Genomic DNA, 20,321 nt, shown 5'->3' on the forward strand with positions numbered 1-20,321 from the left:
TTATTTTTTTACTCCCCATTTTTTATTAGGATAAGCACCCATTTCCAACTCTAAAACTCCTCCGTTAATTAAATCGCTATGAGAAAACCATGGAGTATTTAATAGTTTTCCGTTTAGCTTAGCAGATTGGATATACTTATTCGTCTCATTACATTTAGGAGCAGATATTATAAATTGCTTTCCATTAGGTAAATTCATTGTAATTTTAGAAAACAAGGGGCTACCAATAGTATATATAAGTTTTCCTGGTGTAATAGGATAAAATCCCATAGCAGAAAAAACAACAAAAGCAGACATACCTCCACCATCTTCATCTCCTGGAATTCCGAAAATATTGTCCTTAAACCAAGTGTTTAATAACATTCTTATCTTTTTTTGCGTCTTCCAAGGAGAATTTGTGTAATTGTATAAATAAGGAATGTGAAAACTTGGCTCATTACCCATAGAAAATTGTCCTACTATACCTGTAAAATCCGGAAAGCGAGCATTTAACTCATAAGTTGTTCTTCCCAAATCTTCTCTAAAATGTTGATCCAATCTTTCTTCAAAAGCCTTTGTTCCTCCCATTAACTCCTTTAAACCTTCAAGATCATGTTGAACGTTCCACAGATAGGTCCAGCCATTATTTTCATCGTAATAATCTCTACCTCCCATTCCTCCATCAAACTTCGGATCAATGTCAATCCAGTTTCCATCTTTATCTTTAGGCATAAAAAAGCCTTTCTCTTTCCAATACAGGTTTTTGTAATTTTTTGCTCTTTGTGAAAAAAGAAGGTAGTCCTTCTCTTTCCCTAATTCTTTAGCCAACTCTGCCAATGCCCAATCATCATACGAATGTGCTAAAGTTACAGCTACTGCTTGCCTTTTTTCAAAATCATCAACCAAAGAGACAGTCTCTTTTTCTCCAGGATGTAAAGCAGGGAAATACCCTTTTTTTGCATAAAACGTATCTAATTCACATGCTGGTGCAGACTTCCAAGCAACCATAGTTTGCTGAAATGCATTTTTTCTTATTGCTTCATAAGCCATTTCAATATCAAAACCTCTAACTCCTTTTCTCCATGCATCCAAAATCATAATTGTAGAATGAAAACCATTCATAGGCCTTGTTTCACCATGCAGTTGCGGAAATTGTGGTAACCAGCCCCATTGTTCATACATTCTTACATATGAATCTATCATGTCTGACTCCATTTCTGGATTAAATATGTATCGTAAGGGATGTAAGGCTAAAAAAGTATCCCAAACCCAATCATCCACATAAAAATCTTTTTCCCCCTGGTGTAATTTTCCATCGTAATTACTGTAATATTTACCGTCTTCAGAGATATTTACCATTCTTTCATAAGATCGGTAAAGTGCTGTATAAAAGGTTCTTTTGTATGCCTCTGTTCCTCCTTCTACTACAATTTGATTGGTGATTTTTGACCACTCTTTATGTCCTTCTTCTTTTACTTTATTAAAGTTCCAATGGGGAATTTCTTTATTTAAATTCTTTTTTGCTTGCTCAACACTTATAAAAGAAATTCCATATTTTAATGAAATTATTTGCTCTGAATTGTTATCAAATTGAATCCATGAATTTAATATATCTCCACTCTTTACCTGTAAAAACTCTCCACTAGCACTCAATTCAGCATAAGCATATGCTTTCATTCCTTCAAAAATTTCTACTCCTTGTATAGATCCATCCTTATTTCGTTCCCATTTGTCTCCACCTAGTAGATGTTTTAAGAACAATTGTTTAGACTCTGTATCCTCTTTAAAAGTAAACCTGAAAAAACCTGATTTTCTATGAGGTGAATATTCTACAGTAATATTGTAATCTTCTAACCAAGTAGAGTAATAGTAAGGTTTAGCAACCTCTAACTCTTGATCCCATGCTGAGACAGGTTCTACTTGTTTATCCACATCACCACTTACAGGCAAAACATTAAAAATTGGATTTGCTCTATGTTTTCTGGTTGTAAATGGAAATGAACGAATTTGATCGTCTCTGTAATCTTTTCTATCAGGATACATTCTAACCATTGAATTTGGTCTGTGTATTCTTGTTCTTGTAGGTTGTAAAAAAGGGGCTACTCCTCCTATTTGGGGATCTATATAGGTAACTAAATCTTTTTTGTTTTCCTGATTCTTGTCTAAACAAGAAACCAATAAAACTGTTATTACAAGAAGTAAATACTTATAAAAGGGATTATTCATTTTCATTTAAAAACTATTTAAATTGGGATATTGGGGTTGATTTATTGTTAAAGGAATTTCTTTTCTAAGCATCTCTCCTGCTTTTCCTGTTAACCATAAATAATAATCTGACGGTAAGCCTTCATAATCTAAAAAAGGGCTATCTCCAATAGGAACATCATCAGTAACTTTAAAAATGCAAGTTCCTTCATCCATTTCATCAAACATAGCCACATACATGGTTTCAACGTTTTCTGATATTCCGTTGTAAAACTGCCTCCAAAGAAACTCTCCTTTTAATCTTGGAATAGACCCCAGATCTGCCTCTTCTCCTAAACCTTTCTTTAAGTTGTGCCAACTAAAACCAGGGAATACTACGGGCATGTATAAAAGATCATTAGCATCGCACCAAGCCTTGTCGTTCTTAGTATAATTTTGTCTATGTTCATTAGCTTTATTCAAACTATTATATCTACCAGGAGTCCAAGGATGAACAATATCTATGGATTTAATAAGTTCATGTAAAACCGGATCGTTAATACAATCTCTGGTTAAAGTTCTCCAACCTGTAGGAACTCCTAACAGGATAGAACAACCTCCATAAACAGGGTCATCTTTAAAGAATCTGATTAATTCTCTTACGTTTTCCAATGTATACTCTCTATCCTTAAAACCTACTCCCCAAAGAGCTACAATAGGTTTGTTGTTATAGGTCAATAAATTTTTCTTGCTAGATTGGTTTATATTATATTTATCTACTAATTGTTTCCAGTCTTTTATAGTATTCTCAACAATGTCTTGATTGCTACCTGAGAAATCATACATCACACTTATTAATCTATTATGATCTAATGAAGATTGATAACAGTTATTAAAAACAGCATTTATATTATTGTGTGTTGTTTGATTTCTAACATTCGTCACAAACCTTTGTACAAAAACTCCATCAATACCATACTCTTCCATCCATTTAAAATGACGATCTACAGTTTTTGGATGTGTAGAAGAAAATACGTTAGCCTTTCTTCCATTTGAATGAATAAAAGAAGTTTCAAAGAGTTCTTTATCTGTAAACTCAGTCAAGTCTGGCCAATAATCAATAGAGCAAATACCTGGCTCAAATTTGCCTGATATCTTATAATGCTTCCAACCTAAATTATATCCATCAGTAGGAGTATTAAACCATCCTTGATATCCTGATAAGATTTTCCCTTTAACAGAGGTTACTTCATTTTGGCCGTTCTCATCAGAGTTTATATTATCCTCTATATTCACCTCTATCTTTTGACTAGAAGAAGTACTACAAGATAGTATTGCCCCCAAAAAAGGCACTAGAAGTATCTTATGCAAAAATCTAATTCTACATTTCATAATTTTATTAAAATTTAGGTAGTAGTTTTCTATGCTTTATCTAGATAAAGCATAGAAAACCCATTATTTGACTCTTTTTTAGTTATTTAGCAACCTTAAACTCTTCTTTTAATATTTTTAAATATTGATCACCATAAGCTGGAGTAACACCGTCTACCTTTAATTCATTAGACTCTTCTATTTGGGTACCAATATTCCAATTATTAAAAGACTCTAGTAATACCATTTTAGACTCACCAACAGCACCACGAGCTGCATTACAAACCGACCTGAATAATTTCTCATTTTTTTCAAAAATGTAGTTTTGATTATTAGGGTTTTGCAATTTATAATTAGAAGAAGGACTAATTGTTGGTATGTATTCCAAATTAAATTCAGATCTACCTAAAGCCTCTTGTGAATAGCTCCATGCACCATATACCATCTTATCAAAATACAATATTCTTTCATATGAATTATTTTCATTTAATTGCATGTAAGTGTTGTGTGTAACAGCATCTACTGCACCTACAAATCTAAAATCGTAACGCAAAGGTGGCTGCCATTGGGGTTGCATTCCAATGATATACAACTCCATTCCATTATACGCATCTCTAACTGCCTGTCTCATTCTATTAAATACAGCAGGACTATCGTTTGCTGCTAAATTTTGAGCATTCAAAATATACACTACTGGTTTTCCATCTAACCTATAGTAGTTTGTATTATTTTCCGCTAAATCAGCTATGTTTAAAAAATCTTGTTGAAATACTATTTCTTTTGGATCTAATGTATTAGTTGTTTCATCTGTAGTACTATCAACAGGATTGTTATTGTTTATCCCTAATGGTCCATAGTTATAATTAAATGCGTATTTAACAATAGAATCAGGAGTAAATCCCGCTAACTCATTATTATATCTAGCAACAATATCAAACGAAGAGCTATGCCCACCAGCGTTTTGTGAAGACACTAAATCAAACAAGAAAAAATTTATTCCTGCTTTATTAGCTTGTCTTATATGTGTTGGAAACTGATCTGTATTTGCTGCCGTATAAGTACCTGAAACAGGCATTTCATTATAGTTTAAATTCCAATTTGGAAATTTATAAAAAGCCCCTACATTATAATCTTCATTAACTTCAAAAATTGGTATTGGGCTACCTAAAAATGTATCTTCTGGTCCAAATTCATCTTCTTTATTACATGATGTAAACATCAACAAAATTGAAAACAAACGAATTATATTTCTAAATGTATTTTTCATAATTTTTATTGTTATTCTGTTATTACTGTGTAACTAACCCCATTTGCAATCAAATCATCTTCAGATTTTCCATACCAATTACTTGCAAAATCACTATTGTATTCAGCATCTACAATAGTCGTTAAATCAGGTACTCTTATAAATGGCTTGTTCATTTTTAAAGGTGTAATTAAATCATCTGGACCCCCAAGCATTTCTAGTGCTTCATTATAATTATTTATATTTGATCCCTTTTCTGCTGGGGCATAAGGCAATCTTTCAGGAATTTCTGCATATATAGTAGGTCTAGCAGAAACAGTGTTGTCTGGATTATAATGCGGCTGTGTAGGTATCAGTCTGGTTCTTTTATTTAAACACCATGCATCATGCCCTTGGTAAAACATAGCAATCCAACGTTGTCTAACAATTTGATCTAAAGGATCTGAACTAATTGAGCTATCTAGCACGCCAAAAACATCTCTTATTCCACTATTAGATGTCCCCCATTTTACTCCCTCTTTATTTTTATATGTTTCAACTTTACTAGATACTTCATATTGTTCAAAAGAAGCATCAATCCCTTTATAATAATATGCCTCCGAAGTTTCTGCACCTCCTAAACCAAGATATTTCGCCTCTGCTTTCATAAAATAAGTTTCTGCTGCGGTTATCACATTAAAAGATGCATCTTCTGCAAAATATCGTTCATAATTAGGTCTTGACCACCCATCGTCAGCAACTCCTTCATATGGGTTATCTGGTTGATTAAGACCCCATTCTCCTAATGTCTGATTTCCAGAAACTGTTTTACCATAGTACGGTATTTTGTATGAAACTTTTATGTATTCAGTTGTAGATCCTGACTTTAGAACAGAGTCATTAATTGCTAATGAATCTTTAGCCAAATCATGATATATTTCTAGTCTAGGGTCATTAAATGTTTTTAAGTTTAACAAAAAATGAAAATTTGCTGTTGGAATTTGACCTATACCAATATTTTGATTAAATACAAATTTTTGATATGCATAAGACCAATTTAAGTTATTCCCTATTTCTCCTTTTAACTGTACATTTTGCTCATTATTTTCAATCATTTGATCTTCCTTTAACATAACTTCTGTAATATGAGTTTCTGCTAATTTTTTTAGTTCTGAAGAATTAGATATCCTCAATGCTATTTTAAGTCTTAAACTATTAGAGAACCTAATCCACTTATTTATATCTCCCTGATAAATAGGATCTATTTCAAAACGATCTTCATTAATATCTAGCCTATCAGATGCATTTTTTAAAGTTTCTAACATTCCTTGATAAATTGTCTCTTCAGAATCAAATTTTACCGTTAAATTTTCTCCTATAGCATCCGAATAAGGAACTGGACCAAATGTTGAAACTAAAACAGAGTATACATAAGTTTCCCAAACCTTAGCTATTTCTACCCTATTAGTAAAGTCCGAGTTCTCTTCGTTTTCATCAATAAAATTTCTTAGTGTAACTATTATATCTGTATAGTTTTTTTGATATAAGGTATTTAACTGAGGTTCAAAAAAAGAAAAATTACCTAAAGCCCCTCCTCTTTGTCCAATATAACCTCCGTATGTAAGAAACACCTCGTTATTTAATTCTCCTCCAATATGTAAATATGTATTTCTGATAGCTCCATTAAAAACTGCACCAGGAGAAGGAGACTTAAATTTATTTGGATCTGTATTAATTTCTTCAAAATCATCTGTACATGAGCTCAAAAAAATCATCAAACCACATAGTGATACTTTATATATATATTTTATCAATTTCATCTTCTTAAAATTTAACATTAATATTAACTCCATAATTAAAAGTAGGTAAAGGCGATCCAAATTCAATTCCCTGTCCATTTCCTGAATTTGTTTGTGACTCTGGATCAATACCTCGAGGGGTATTTCTATATAGATACCATAAATTTCTAGCTACAACTGCTATTTTAACATCCTGTAATCCTGCTTTTTCTACTGCTTTTTTAGGCAAAGAATATCCTAAATTTATTTCTCTTAATTTCACATAAGAAGCATCATATACATGACCAATCTGATTATTAGAATCATCATAATGATATACCTGAGAGTTCATATAAATTTTTCTTTCAACTACATTTCCTTCAGAATCTCTCTCTGCAACTAAATTTCCTTCAGAATCTCTAATCCCTATTGCAGATTTTTCATGATACAAGCCTTTTATTTGAGTGTCCGCATAATCATTCCCAAACAACCCAACACCTCTTCTCTCATTTGGATTTTCACCCAATACAACTTCTCCAAAAAACGAATCTTCTCTTCCTGCCAAAGTCTTTTTATACACTCCTTGATTTGTTGCCTTTATACTTGTTCCCGAAAGTAAATCTCCACCTATTTTAGCATCTAACAAAAAGCTAAAACTTATATTTTTGTACGAAAAAGAATTTCTTAACCCTCCAACCCAATCTGGTTGAGCATTACCAATTACAACATCATTATCAAACAATGCTCTTCCATTTTGAGCAACTAAAACATGACCTGTTTCAGGATCTCTTGCATATGCCTTTCCTCTTAGTTCTCCAAACTTTTTTCCTACTTGAGCGCTCACAATTGCATTAAAATACCTTCCCAACTCCACTCTTTCTAACCCTTGCGGCAGTTGATCTACATAGGTCTGATTGTTAGACCAATTTACATTTGTACTCCAATTAAACCCTTGTCTACCTCTTTTAATAATATCAGCATTAATCACTAATTCAAAACCTTGATTTCTCAAAACTCCTGCGTTAACAAACTGCTGTGTAAACCCTGTAGAAGGTGATGTTAACAAAGAAATAATTTGGTCATATGTTCTTGTTTTATACCAAGTTAAATCAAACTTTAATCTTTTTTTAAAAAAATAAGTTTCTGTTCCTAATTCAATTGTTTTAGATCTCTCGGGCTTTAAATCTTGACTGAATTTAACATTTGGTAACTGTAGGTATGCATTTCCCAAATAATTCCCTCCATACTCATATAAATTCTTTGTTCGGTTTGGTTGTGTATCATTTCCTACTTCACCATATGATGCTCTAATTTTCCCATAAGAAAAGACATCTGATTTTGGTAACAATTCAGAAAAAATAATACTAGTACCAATAGAAGGATAGAAATAACTATTATTACCATTCGGTAATGCTGATGACCAATCATTTCTAGCTGACAATTCTAAAAAATACGTTTTATTATACCCTATAGAACCCGAAGCAAAAATAGATTGAATCTCCTTTTCCGCATCACCTTCATCAACAACTGGAAACTCAGCATTGTTATTTACCGTACCAAAACCAGAAACAGCCAATTGATTAATTGTTATTACCCTGTTCGAGTTTTTAGTATTAAAGAGTGTAGCTCCTAAAGCAGATACTATAGAAAACTTATTGATTTTTTTATTAACATTAAACATGGCTGTATACCTGTTTGTCATTGCAGTATTATCTCCAGTTCTATACATTCCATCCAAATCATAAGGAGCCCCTCTATTATTCAGTATCTCTGACACTCTATTTCTAAAATCTGTCGTTGCTTTAAAATTTAAATTATAACCTGGTGCCATTCTGTATATTAAATCTGTACCGAAAAGCAATCTGTTTGTTTCATCTTTATTTGTATTTTCATAAATATTCCAATAAGGGTTTGTAAAAGGCCCTGTATAGGTATATGCTTCTCCTGTATTTGGATCTTTATATGGCAACAAATTTTCTTTTGAAAAGTTAGGATTCATATAAATATATGAACTTGCTGGATTTCTTGGATTTCCATTTGTAGGAATCCTATTGTTTACAATATCATTTACATATATAATATTAACTCTTGACTCAACTTTTTTAGAAAGTTTATAATTTGAATTAAAAGAAACATTATTTCTTTTCTGAACATTCATTCCTTTAATTGTATGTTCAGAATCTAAATATGAATATGACAATCTGTAACCTCCTTTTTCTGTTCCTCCCTGAATACTAATACCAGTGCTTTTGGTAACACCTGTACTATACATTTCTTTAATATTATCTTTATTAGGCAAGTATTTACCTTGAATATTATTTACATCAATAACATCTTGGCCCAGCATGGGTAAACCATAAGCTCGATCCCATTGACTAGCTGTTGGAAGACCTGTATTATTATCGATATGAGAAGGGTTTAGAGCCAATCGTAAATTTTGACCTGATCCATATACATATTGATAATCTGGATATTCCAATACATTTGCAAACATAGTATTATGATTGATGGTAATCCCTAAACCTTTGGTTTTACCACCTTTCTTGGTGGTAATTAAAATTACCCCATTTGCCCCCTGAGAGCCATATAGAGTAGTAGCTCCTGCTCCTTTTAATACTTCTATAGATTCAATATCATCTGGATTAATTTGAGAAATAGGACTACCATAATCAATTCCTCCTGTATTAGCACTTAATCCATTATCTCCTTGAGGAGTATCCATTTGAATCCCATCTACAATATACAATGGTTGATTGTCTTCTGTAATTGATGTTGCTCCCCTAATAACAACTCTATTTGACCCTACAGGACTTCCTGAAGAAGTTATTTGAACCCCTGCTGCTTTACCTGAAAGATTATTTAAAAAATTTGAAGTTCTTGTCTCTGCAATATCTTTTGTATCTACACCCTGTGTAGCATATGATAATGACTTTTTATCCCTTTCGATTCCTAATGCAGTAATCACAACCTCTTCAAGTCCTTCTGCAGATACTTCTAACACAACCTCAAGATTTTTTTTGTTTTTTTTTACTTTTATAGTTTCTGATTTATACCCTAAAAAACTAACGACAAGTTCAATATCTTTTTTTTGGGGTATAACTATTTCAAAAAGACCGTCAAAATCGGTTAACGTTCCAATGTTCGTTCCTCTTAACAAAACATTTGCACCAATTATAGGTTCTCCTTGGTTATCTTTTACAACACCTTTCAGTTTTGCCTTTTGAGCAAAACCTATAAAAGGTATAAGCATTAGTAATAGAATCAATTTTAATTTCCTCATATAGTTTGAATTTTGGTTAGTTAGTTTCCTTATTTACTCCATGCAGATTAAAGCTTGGCTGTTTGAATACCAAAACATACGTTAGCTTTAATTTCTGTGTTACAAATGAAGGAATGAGGGATTAATTAATTATTAATTATTAATAAACAAGTATAATTTATTAAATAAAAACCAATAAAACAGCTTTAAAAAAAGCTATAACACATAAAAAACCTCAAAAAAAGCACATTCATCAAAATCTATTCTTAAACAAAAACTCCGCAACCATATTAATCATGGTTACGGAGTACGGAACTAATTCAATAAAGATAGAATGAAAATGTTCGTTGGTTTAGCTTTATTAGTTAACAATAAACTTCTTTGCAAAAGATCTTCCGTCTATGGTTAACTTTAAAATATACACACCTGATGCGTATTTACTATCTAAAATACCGTAGGAACCTTTAACCGTAAACCCTTCTACTTTTGCACCAAGGAAATTATACAATTCTGCCTTAGCCTCTTTTTTTACAATGATTTTATATCCATCTGTAGTCTTGTAAAAACCTCCAATATTATCTGAAAACTCAAAACCATCTAAAGACAAAGTAATTCCAGATTCCCAAGCTCCAGCATCTATTGATCCAGAAGATCTTGGATTCCCATTTTGATCCTCTAACACAGTTAAATAACTTGAATCTCCAAAATCTATAGGAGTATCAATACCACCACCTACAGAGCTAAATTTAACAACCCACTCTGAATCGTCATACGTTAAAGCTGATGCAGATAAATCTGCTGATAAATTACTGTCTGTATTTGTTATTGTTGGAGCACCTGGATCTGCTGAAGCAAAAGAAACTCCGATTAAAGAATTCTTTACAGTGGTAGTAGTGCTATAATCAACACCACCTGAAGTAAATTTTAAAGTAGACATATCTGCAGCTGTAACTCCATCACCTCCTCTGTAATTACCATATATTATCGTGTTCTCTAATAATAAACCATTACTATCTACATTAGCCGAAGCTGTAGATGCCGCTTGAGAATCTAAACCTCCTGCTCTATCTCCAACACTCGCAGTTACATAGTTATCAAAAATGGTAACATTCCTTAAAATATCGCTTGTAGTTTTAGTGGAATCATAAGAAGCATTTAAAGAAATTGCCCCACCATTTACTGCAGCAAAATTATCAACAAATGTAGAATTTGTAATTTTTAAAACTCCATATGAATTCATTCTTATAGCCCCTCCTTTACCAGAAGCACTGTTTCCCTTAAACAAACATTTATCTACCAATACAGAGTACCCACCTGTTACACTAGAATATGCAGCAGCTACTCCACCATTACTTTGGTTTGCTCTAAAAACACCTCCATCAGTAGCAGAGTTCCCTTCGAACCTACAAGAAGTAGCAACTACCGCTCCCGAATTACGAATAAAAACCACTCCTCCTGTAGTTGTACTTGTAGAATTTTTAATGGTCAGATTTTCTAAAATCAACAATTTGTACAAGTCAAATAAAGCTCCAGAAGACTTACTAGAACAGTCTATAATTGCATCTGATCCCACACCCTTAATCGTTAATTCGAAATTACCACCTGGATTGATTGTAATTTTTGCTGCAGGTGTTAAAGTACCATAAACCAATACTTGGTCACCTGTTACCGCAGCAGAAATAGCAGCTGATAATGTTGTAAAAGCATCTGCCTGTGAAGAACCATCTCCTGCTCCTGTTGCACTTGCATCTACATGTATATCTGCTGCAAAAAGCATAGAGTTAAACATAATTGACAAAAGAGTCAATAAAAACATTTTTTTAGTAATTTTTCTCATTTTAAATTTGATTTTAATCAACTGAATCACATCAGTATTTAAGATTTGTTAATAGCACAAATATGAAATAGAGACCTTAATTAATGATTAAAAAAAAATAAACACCCCGCTAAAACTAGGCTCAAGCAGACTATATAACTACAAAAAAAACTCCGCAACCCTATTTACATGGATTACGGAGCATGAACTAATTAATAAGATAGATTTGAAAAAAGTTCGTTGTTTTATTTTATTATAAATTTCTTAGCGTAAGGTAGTCCTTCTATGGTAACTTTTAATATATATACTCCAGCGGCATATTTACTATCCAAAATATCATATGATTCTTTAACGATAAAACTATCTACTTTGGCTCCTAAAAAGTTATACAACTCAGCTTCTGCTTCTTTCTTTACAACAATCTTGTAACCATTGGTAGTTTTATAAAAACCTCCAATATTGTCAGAAAACTCAAATCCATCTAGAGACAGAGTAAGACTAGACTCCCATGCACCAGCATCTATTGAGCCAGATGGTCTAGAATCACCATTCTGATCTTCTAAAACTGTAAGATAAGTAGAATCCCCAAAGTCAATTGGAGAATCTGTTCCAGTAGCTACAGAACTAAATTTAACAACTCCATCAGTACTATTAAATGTTAAAGCAGATGCTGATAAATCTGAGGTTAAACTGTTATTTACTCCGTTAACAGTAACATTTTCTGGTATTGGGGTTGCTCCAAAAATACTATTATTCATATTAATTGTCTTGTTAGCTGCACAACCTAAATCTGAAGCAACTCCATCTGCTGTATTGCCATAAGACAAAACATTACTCAAGGTATAAGACCCCGATCCCTCTAACCTTAAACCAGCTCCTCTACCCGTGTTAGAATCCGTTATAGAGTTCTGAAACATTGTCACATTCGTCATTGTAATACTCGCTTGAGCACCTACATAAATTGCTCCTCCTTGTAACTCAGATGAATTGTTATAGAATGTTGTGTTTGTAATTGTTGAAGATCCAGTTCCAACAATAGAAATTGCTCCTCCATTCGTATTTGTTAAAGACAGTTTAGAAGACGAATTGTTTTTAAACAAACAACGATTTAAAACTAGACTTCCATTATTACCCACAAAAAACATTCCTCCATTACCGTTTGTAGTACTATTAGAATCAAAAACGCAATCTGTAAACGTCATTGTTAAACCTAGTACAGATATAACCCCATTAGCATTTGCACTACTTGGATTGGAAGCTATATTGTTAGAAAAAGTACAACTGTTAAAAGTCATGCTTGAAGAACTATTACTTCCCATTAAAGCACCCTGCCCTAAAGTATTTGTTACATTTTCGAATTGTAATCCTGTAAAAACAGTAACTGAACTTGCTGATGAAGCATTTACAAAAAACAATCTATTAGTACCACCTCCATTAATAATACCTTGTGTACCTCCAAAACCATCATCTGCACTTACAAAAGTTATAGAATTTCCTGAAGTATCATTAATCGTAATTTGAGCTGAAAGAACGACAGTACCGTCAATAATAATATTATCATCTTCAGCATTCCCTTTTGCTTCGTTATAGGCTGTGTTAATAGTCGTATAAGCAGTTGCTAAAGTAGTTCCATCAGTGTTGTCACCCGATGCACTCACGTATATGTTAGCAGAAAAAGTAATAGAAGAAATTAATAACACCCCAAAAGAGATAAGTTTTTTAGTAGTTTTTTTCATTTTTAAAACTTGTTTTTAAAAGACTAAATAATACTTAGCCTTGAATTGTTAATGAGACAAATAAAAAAACAACACCTTAAAAATTGATTAACAAAACCTAAACAAAAACATTAATACTCAACAAAACCAGATCAGCTCCAATAAAAAAACACTCTGATTTTACAAAAAAACACACAGCTAAAAAAAACAAATACCTTACAGTATTCTACTAATTATGATGCAGATATGTAATTACTCTTTACGTAACTCCCATGCACCTACATCTATTGTTTTAGATTTTCTTATAAACTTATTCTGATCTTCTAGAACAGTTAAAAAACTTGCTTCTCCATATCCTCTAGGAGTATCTAAACCAGTAGCTACCACATTATATTTTACAATTCCTTTTACTGAATTAAAAGCTAAATTAGATGCTGATAAATCTGCCTCTAACATGTCTTATTATTTGTTACATTATTTGCTTCTTTCACTTTTGAAGAACCTATTAAATTGTTAAACAACTACAAATCTGATTTATAAACTTGCCCAGCTATTTTAGACTTCCAACAAAGAAAATCGCTAGGCTTATCTCCTTTTCCTCCTCTATAATTTCCATAAATAAGAGAATTCTTAACAATCATTCCATTAGCATCCGCTTTATTTTTAGTCACCCCTGCTTGAGTAATAAGCCCTCCACATCTATCAGGATTCTTGTTTTCTACATAACTATTAAATATGGTAACATTCACTAAAACATCACTTGTTGTATCAGCCGAAACATATGAGGAGTTGGTAGATATTGCTCCTCCATTAAGTATAGCATAATTTTCTACGAACGTTGTGTTTACAATTTTAAAAACCCCATAGGAATTCATACGAATTGCTCCTCCAGAAGCTGTAGCACTATTACCAACAAATAAACATTTATCTATTAGCAAACTATACCCACTTGTTTTTGGCATGTAAGCAGAAGAAACTCCTCCATCATTCTGATTCACTCTAAAAACTCCTCCATCTTTTGCTAAATTGTTTTCAAACCTACAAGAAGTTGCTATTACAGCTCCAGAATTACGCACAAACGCTACACCTCCTACATCTTGCGTTGAAGATTTTTTTATGATTAAATTTTCCAAAATCAACAATTTGTACAAATCAAATAAAGAACCAGATGATTTATTTGTACAATCTATAATGGCATTTTCTCCAACCCCTTTAATTGTTAGCTCAAAATTCCCTTTAGGATTTATCCTAATACTTGACTTTGGTTTTAAAGTTCCATAAACTAAAACCCTATCTCCGCTAACAACTGATGAAATAGCAGATGATAAATTGATAAAAGCATCTTTCTTTGTTGAACCATCGTTAGCTCCTTTTGTCGAAGCCTTTACATATATATCAGCTGCATAAAAAGACTGATGTATCAGCTAGGATAGTCCAAGAAATAATAATTTTTAGTTAAAATTTTAAGCATAATTAAATTGGTTTAAATGAACTGACTTGATTCAATTCAGAAGGTTAGTATAGTTTACAAACTAAGCAGAATGTACTTAATTTTTCATTAACAACAAGCCAAAAGCGGTAATTAATTAATATATTATTAATATATCCGAGTAAATTAGTTGTTTAATCCTTTACACATAATTTAAAACAATGATCAAAAAAATTTATTTACTGGCCTTTCTGTTTACACAATATCTTTGTGCTCAAGACCTATTAAATCATGTACACACAGGTTACCAAGGTTGGTTTACTGCTAAAGGCGATAATTCAGGGCTAGACAAATGGGTTCACTGGGGAAGAGGTAAAAAAGAACTTAGTTCTGAACACTTAACCGTTGACATGTTTCCTGACCTTAGAGAATACAACAAAAAAAATCTTTACAGTACAAGTCTTACCTACAGCAATGGGGACACAGTAAAGCTTTTCTCTTCTAATGATTACGAAACTATCGATTTACATTTTAAATGGATGCAAGAATACAGCATAGATGGGGTTTTTTTACAACGTTTCTTAGGACCCTTAAAAAACTACGAATTAAAAAAACATAGAGATCAAGTATTAAAACATGTTATAAAAGCTGCTACCAAATACAAAAGAAAAGTAGCAATTATGTACGACCTTTCTGGATATGAAAATATTGAAAGAAAACAGAATAAAGAGGACTTTAAAAAATTTATACAAAAAGATTGGGAATCCCTAAATAAAAAATATGACTTAACCGAACAGTCTTGCTACATGCATGAAAAACAAAAACCTGTTTTAGCTATTTGGGGACTAGGATTTAACGAAAGACCATTTACAGTTAGATACGCTAAAGATGTTTTAGATCTCTTTAAAGAAAACCCTAAAAACTCTTCATTTGATACTTATTTAATAGCCGGAGTGCCTTCTTATTGGAGAACTCTATCTAAGGACAGTGAAAAGAACCCTATATGGAATAAATTGTATAAATCTTTTGATATGCTTTCGCCGTGGTCAGTTGGGAGGTATCATGATATTAAAAGCTACAAAAACTACATAAATAATGTAACTAAAGAAGATCTAAAAATTACATCTTCAAATAATATTGACTATATGCCAGTTGTGTTTCCTGGATTCTCTTGGGGAAATCTAAAAAACGAAAGTTACAATAGCATTCCTAGAAAAGGAGGAACTTTTTTATGGGAGCAAATATACCAAACAAAAAAAGCTGGAGCTAAATGTATATACTTTGCCATGTTTGACGAAGTTGATGAAGGAACCGCAATTTTTAAAGTTGCTGAGAATAAAAAACAAGTACCTAAAGAAGGTAATTTTGTAACTTTAGATACCGATGGTTACGACTTACCTAGTGACTGGTATTTACAATTAGCTAATGAAGCCAGTAACCTTTTTAATAATAATCTACCTGCCCCTCAAAAACTTCCATTAAAATAATTCCACTTTCAAAAAAAGAGCTGCTAGTTTTCTAGCAGCTCTTTTTATCTATTTTAAACACCATCATTTATAACATTAGAGAAACTATTTTCAAACAATTGGCCGTAAAGTAATTCATATTCTTTAGAGAACTTTTCATAAGTTGATTTTGCTAAGCTATGTTTTCCCATTATATATTGAGCTTTACATTTAAAGGTCATAGCTTCCTCATTTATTGAGTCAAAATTAAATATACAGTCTGATAATTTAATTATAAACTCTGGATCATCTTTCAAATCGAAATCTTCAGCAAAAGAGACTAAAGCATCTATAATAACATCTGAAACATCAGCTTTAAAGTTGTCTAACCATTCATAATTTACATTTAACAAGAAAGCTCCTTTTTCTGTAATCCTCATAATATAATCAATATTGTCTTTAGAAAAAGATTTAGAATCAACAATTTTTAATAAATCATAATAATCACATTTAAACTTATCTTCTTTGTTAATAATTTTCCAATATCCGGTTTTTTTTGTTAATTCATAAGCACCAATATCATTTAAAATAGTTCTTAACTTTGCTATATTTACTGCTCTATTATTTTGAGCACTCTTAGGAGACTTGTCATACCATAATATATCAACTATTTTTTCAGAGGAAACACCTTTATTATTTTTAAGAGTATACAGTAGTATTAACAAAAAAAGTTCTTTTAATAATGGAGAGAATTTATTCGTAACATCTTTAGACTCTACATCAAAAACCTGAAAGCCTCCAAAAAGCATAAAATTATATTCAGCCTTAAACTTCTTTTTTACTACATCTAAACTATCTTTTAATAAACTTGAGTCTTCACTTCTATTAGTGTTTTTGTCTTGTGTGTCTTGAATATTCAAGTTCGATACATAATTTTTATTATTTAAAAAAACATCTTTATGTTTCTTTCTTATGTAATATAAATATCCAAAAGTAAATAATATTATTAAAATAATTATATATATATAGTTACCTCTTCCGTTTTTATTTTCATTTTTAGTTATACCATCTTCTTCAATAAACTCTAACTCATTTGGGGGGTAGCTGATGGAATGGATACTATATTCTGTTTTTATAGAATCTGAAAGATATGAAGTAAATGCCATTAATTTCTTTTGGCTTGGTACATAAAATAACTTTGCTTTAGATTTAACATCAATAAACTTATATGGAAAAGTTCCACCAACATAGCTAACCTTATTATTTTCTAAAGAACCTTTAATTAATTGCATGTTACCATTATACGTATTCTTATTATATATCAAAGCAAAATAATTTCTTGTTGTCTTATCAATCCACATTGTATTAGCAACACTCATTCCTTCAAATAGATGAGGGATTTTATATTTTTTAAGAAATTGTTTTGAATTTAAATCATACCCTATTAAATCAAAATAACTTTTAGGATTAATAAGTTGACTTCCAGAAACACTACCATAACCCCCTAATATATATACAGTATCATTTAAAGTAGCCAAACCAGATAAATATCTTGGTGTAAATAAAGAGTCATTTGAGTTTAATTTTTCCCATTTGTTAGTACCTAAGTCTAGTTTAAAAACACTGTTGTTGTATTTATGCTGTCCATATCCACCAAAAACAAACATTGAATTTTCTTTGTGGTAAAAATAATTATTATGATGTTGATATTCTTGTTTATTACTATCTTTTATAATAGTTTGATTTAACGTATTCCACGCACCTGTGTTTGGGTTTAACCTATATAATGTTTTATTATCTATAGAATAGCAATATATACAATTGTCTAGTTGATTATAAACTAAATTATAATCAACATTAATATGTTTAGGTTTATTTTTATAATAAACATCCTTTGTACTGTTATTTTTTAAATTAATAATACTTAATTTATTCTCTTGTACTATATAGAATTTTTCATCTTTACCATTATATGTTGTTAGTATAATTCCATTGTCTTGCTTTTGAAATTCTTCTACCCATTCATTATGACCATATGCTATCCAATTAGGATTTTTTAGCACTGCTTTTCCCCCATTAATTTTATCTGTCGCAATATTTCCTTTATTCTCATTTAAAGGAAAATGCATTAATAACTTACCTTTTTCATATAATTTAAAATCTTTAATAGACATAGAAGCAACATCGGTTGTTGCAAATGACTTATAATCTACTCCACCAAAAAATATTTTAAATTCATCATCATTCTTAAACTTTATATTTTCTATAACATAAGATGAATCAAACAAGTACAAAATAGCTTTTTGTTGATCTAATAAAAACTTAATTTTTACAGTAACCCAATTTTCACTTACTTTTTTAGGTATCACTATAGGAATTATTCTATTACCATTAACACAGCTATAACTAAATTTCCCCCCTGGATTACTAATTAAATCTATATTATGATGATCTTTATTAATAATCCTAAAAATATAACCATACGATTTTTGAGTTTGTTTTAGATCAAATGATATTTCAAAATTTTCATTTATTTTTTTAAATCCTTCAGGTATGATATTTAACTCTGTTCTTTTATCTAAAACAACATCGTGACCATAAAAATTAACACCATAAGTTTGTGAGAAGACAGTAAAAGATTTTAAATAAAATGTAATAAAAAGATAAATAAAATATTCTAATTTTATATTCATAAATAATAATTAAATTAATCGACAACCGTACTTAAAGAGAAATATAAATTTAAACATAATATCTATTAAACAATATTATTATCCACTAAAACGTAATATATCTGGTTAAACAGTATTAATACAATTTTACAAAAAATAATACAACTCTCTTCTTTCTTCTTAAGAAGAAAGTTGTTAAAAAATAAATTTTATATTAAATTGTCAATGTGATAATTAAGCATTTTGTCTATAGGTCTTTGAATTGCACCTGCAAAATATAAATTATGTTTTTGTGACACCCTACTAATTATATCTGAGAAATAGTAAGCTATTGACCCTATGAAATAAACTGGTGTTTCTTTCCCTTTACCATATGGCAAAACTCTATACCTAAAAAACTCTTCAACTCCTTCTTCCATTAAAGAAATAATATACTCTTCATTTTTAAATTCATACATAAAAGCTGCATGGTTAGCTAAATAAGCATTAGGATTCAAACCTTTATACAACTGTTCTTTAACATAATCACTATCTAAGTTATAAACAACTTTAAATTTATTTCTTATTTTGACTGGCATTATTTCATAAAAATAGTCTCTTATTAATTTTTTCCCAAAATAATTCCCACTCGCTTCGTCCATTATTGCCCAACCTAAAGAAATTGCATTAGATTTAATTCCCTTACCATCAAAATAACAACTATTTGAACCTGTTCCCAAAATACAAACAATTGCAGGTTTTTCATAAGATGCAGCATAAACTGCAGCTAACATATCTTCTTCAACTACTATTATTGCATTAGTAAAAATCTCTTCAAAAGTTTTGATTAATTTATGTTTCGCTTTTATAGTACCACAGCCTGCCCCATAAAAAAAAATTTTATGAACCTTGTTTTTTGCCTCTTCAAGGTTACAATTTTCTAATATTCTTTGTTTTATACAATTTGAGTCTACGATAGCCGGATTTAATCCTTTAGTTCTTGTTTTAAAAAACTCTGTTTTGTATTTATCTACAGCTACCCAATCTACTTTAGTAGAGCCACCATCTGCTATTAATATCATATTACGGTTTTTAAATTAAATAGACTTAAAACTAGAGTTACTAAATAAACAAAAGATTACTTTTTAATTAATAGTTCTATTAGAAAAATTAATAAGTTTTATAACAATCTGAATAGTTATAAGTTACGTAACATATAATATTTTATATTTTTATAACAAATAGTATAATTATATTTTTAATATTAAGCAAAAAAGTAAGCTATTATTATAACCAGCCTACTTTCTAAGTTATTATGACACTATTTTCGTGATACTTTGATTCTGCAATATTTACTTAACTTTTATACAGATTTCTTGCCTTTTCTTAACGTTAAGTTAAGCCTCTTAAAATCATTTTAATTCAAAACTCATACAATAATAGAATAATTTTCAAAATCAATTATGAAC

General features: G+C 30.8%; 12 protein-coding genes. 1 reads left to right on the top strand and 11 read right to left on the bottom strand.

What is annotated here, in order from left to right:
• The 9 genes from FS85_RS0111095 to FS85_RS0111135 form a co-directional block, all read right to left on the bottom strand.
• Positions 1-2,211 carry a GH92 family glycosyl hydrolase gene (locus tag FS85_RS0111095; RefSeq protein ID WP_010136365.1) on the bottom strand — a complete coding sequence of 737 codons (2,211 nt, stop codon included), beginning with the start codon at positions 2,209-2,211 and terminating at the stop codon, positions 1-3.
• Positions 2,212-3,555, bottom strand: coding sequence for a glycoside hydrolase family 71/99-like protein (locus tag FS85_RS15575; RefSeq protein WP_010136366.1), 1,344 nt, complete (start codon positions 3,553-3,555; stop codon positions 2,212-2,214).
• Positions 3,556-3,637: 82 nt separating this feature from the next.
• The gene (locus FS85_RS0111105; protein ID WP_010136367.1) at positions 3,638-4,801 is read right to left on the bottom strand and encodes a glycoside hydrolase family 99-like domain-containing protein; all 1,164 of its coding nucleotides are present in this window, start codon (positions 4,799-4,801) and stop codon (positions 3,638-3,640) included.
• A gap of 11 nt (positions 4,802-4,812) precedes the next feature.
• Complete coding sequence (locus FS85_RS0111110) at positions 4,813-6,579, bottom strand: SusD/RagB family nutrient-binding outer membrane lipoprotein (RefSeq protein WP_160162398.1); 1,767 nt, start codon at positions 6,577-6,579, stop codon at positions 4,813-4,815.
• A gap of 4 nt (positions 6,580-6,583) precedes the next feature.
• Positions 6,584-9,817 carry a SusC/RagA family TonB-linked outer membrane protein gene (locus FS85_RS0111115; protein WP_083823642.1) on the bottom strand — a complete coding sequence of 1,078 codons (3,234 nt, stop codon included), beginning with the start codon at positions 9,815-9,817 and terminating at the stop codon, positions 6,584-6,586.
• Between the two features lie 340 nt (positions 9,818-10,157).
• Positions 10,158-11,633 (bottom strand): T9SS type A sorting domain-containing protein, encoded by a 1,476-nt coding sequence (locus FS85_RS0111120; protein ID WP_010136371.1) that lies wholly within the window; start codon positions 11,631-11,633, stop codon positions 10,158-10,160.
• Between the two features lie 224 nt (positions 11,634-11,857).
• Positions 11,858-13,348, bottom strand: coding sequence for a T9SS type A sorting domain-containing protein (locus tag FS85_RS0111125; protein ID WP_010136373.1), 1,491 nt, complete (start codon positions 13,346-13,348; stop codon positions 11,858-11,860).
• Positions 13,349-13,579: 231 nt separating this feature from the next.
• A complete protein-coding gene (locus tag FS85_RS0111130) occupies positions 13,580-13,783 on the bottom strand; it encodes a hypothetical protein (protein WP_010136374.1) in 204 nt (67 codons plus the stop codon).
• 65 nt (positions 13,784-13,848) lie between these two features.
• Positions 13,849-14,460: an adhesin-like protein gene (locus FS85_RS0111135; RefSeq protein WP_010136375.1), complete on the bottom strand. Its 612-nt coding sequence runs from the start codon at positions 14,458-14,460 to the stop codon at positions 13,849-13,851.
• A 517-nt stretch (positions 14,461-14,977) separates the two neighbouring features.
• Here FS85_RS0111135 and FS85_RS15580 point away from each other — a divergent pair.
• Complete coding sequence (locus FS85_RS15580) at positions 14,978-16,243, top strand: glycoside hydrolase family 71/99-like protein (RefSeq protein ID WP_010136376.1); 1,266 nt, start codon at positions 14,978-14,980, stop codon at positions 16,241-16,243.
• 53 nt (positions 16,244-16,296) lie between these two features.
• On the opposite strand, the gene FS85_RS0111150 is transcribed toward FS85_RS15580, so the two are convergent.
• Together FS85_RS0111150 and FS85_RS0111155 are read right to left on the bottom strand one after the other, a co-directional pair.
• Positions 16,297-18,894: a Kelch repeat-containing protein gene (locus FS85_RS0111150; protein ID WP_010136377.1), complete on the bottom strand. Its 2,598-nt coding sequence runs from the start codon at positions 18,892-18,894 to the stop codon at positions 16,297-16,299.
• Positions 18,895-19,082: 188 nt separating this feature from the next.
• A complete protein-coding gene (locus FS85_RS0111155) occupies positions 19,083-19,934 on the bottom strand; it encodes a hypothetical protein (protein ID WP_010136378.1) in 852 nt (283 codons plus the stop codon).
• Positions 19,935-20,321: the final 387 nt, after the last annotated feature.

Source organism: Ochrovirga pacifica (assembly GCF_000220525.1).
Taxonomy (GTDB): Bacteria; Bacteroidota; Bacteroidia; order Flavobacteriales; family Flavobacteriaceae; genus Ochrovirga; species Ochrovirga pacifica.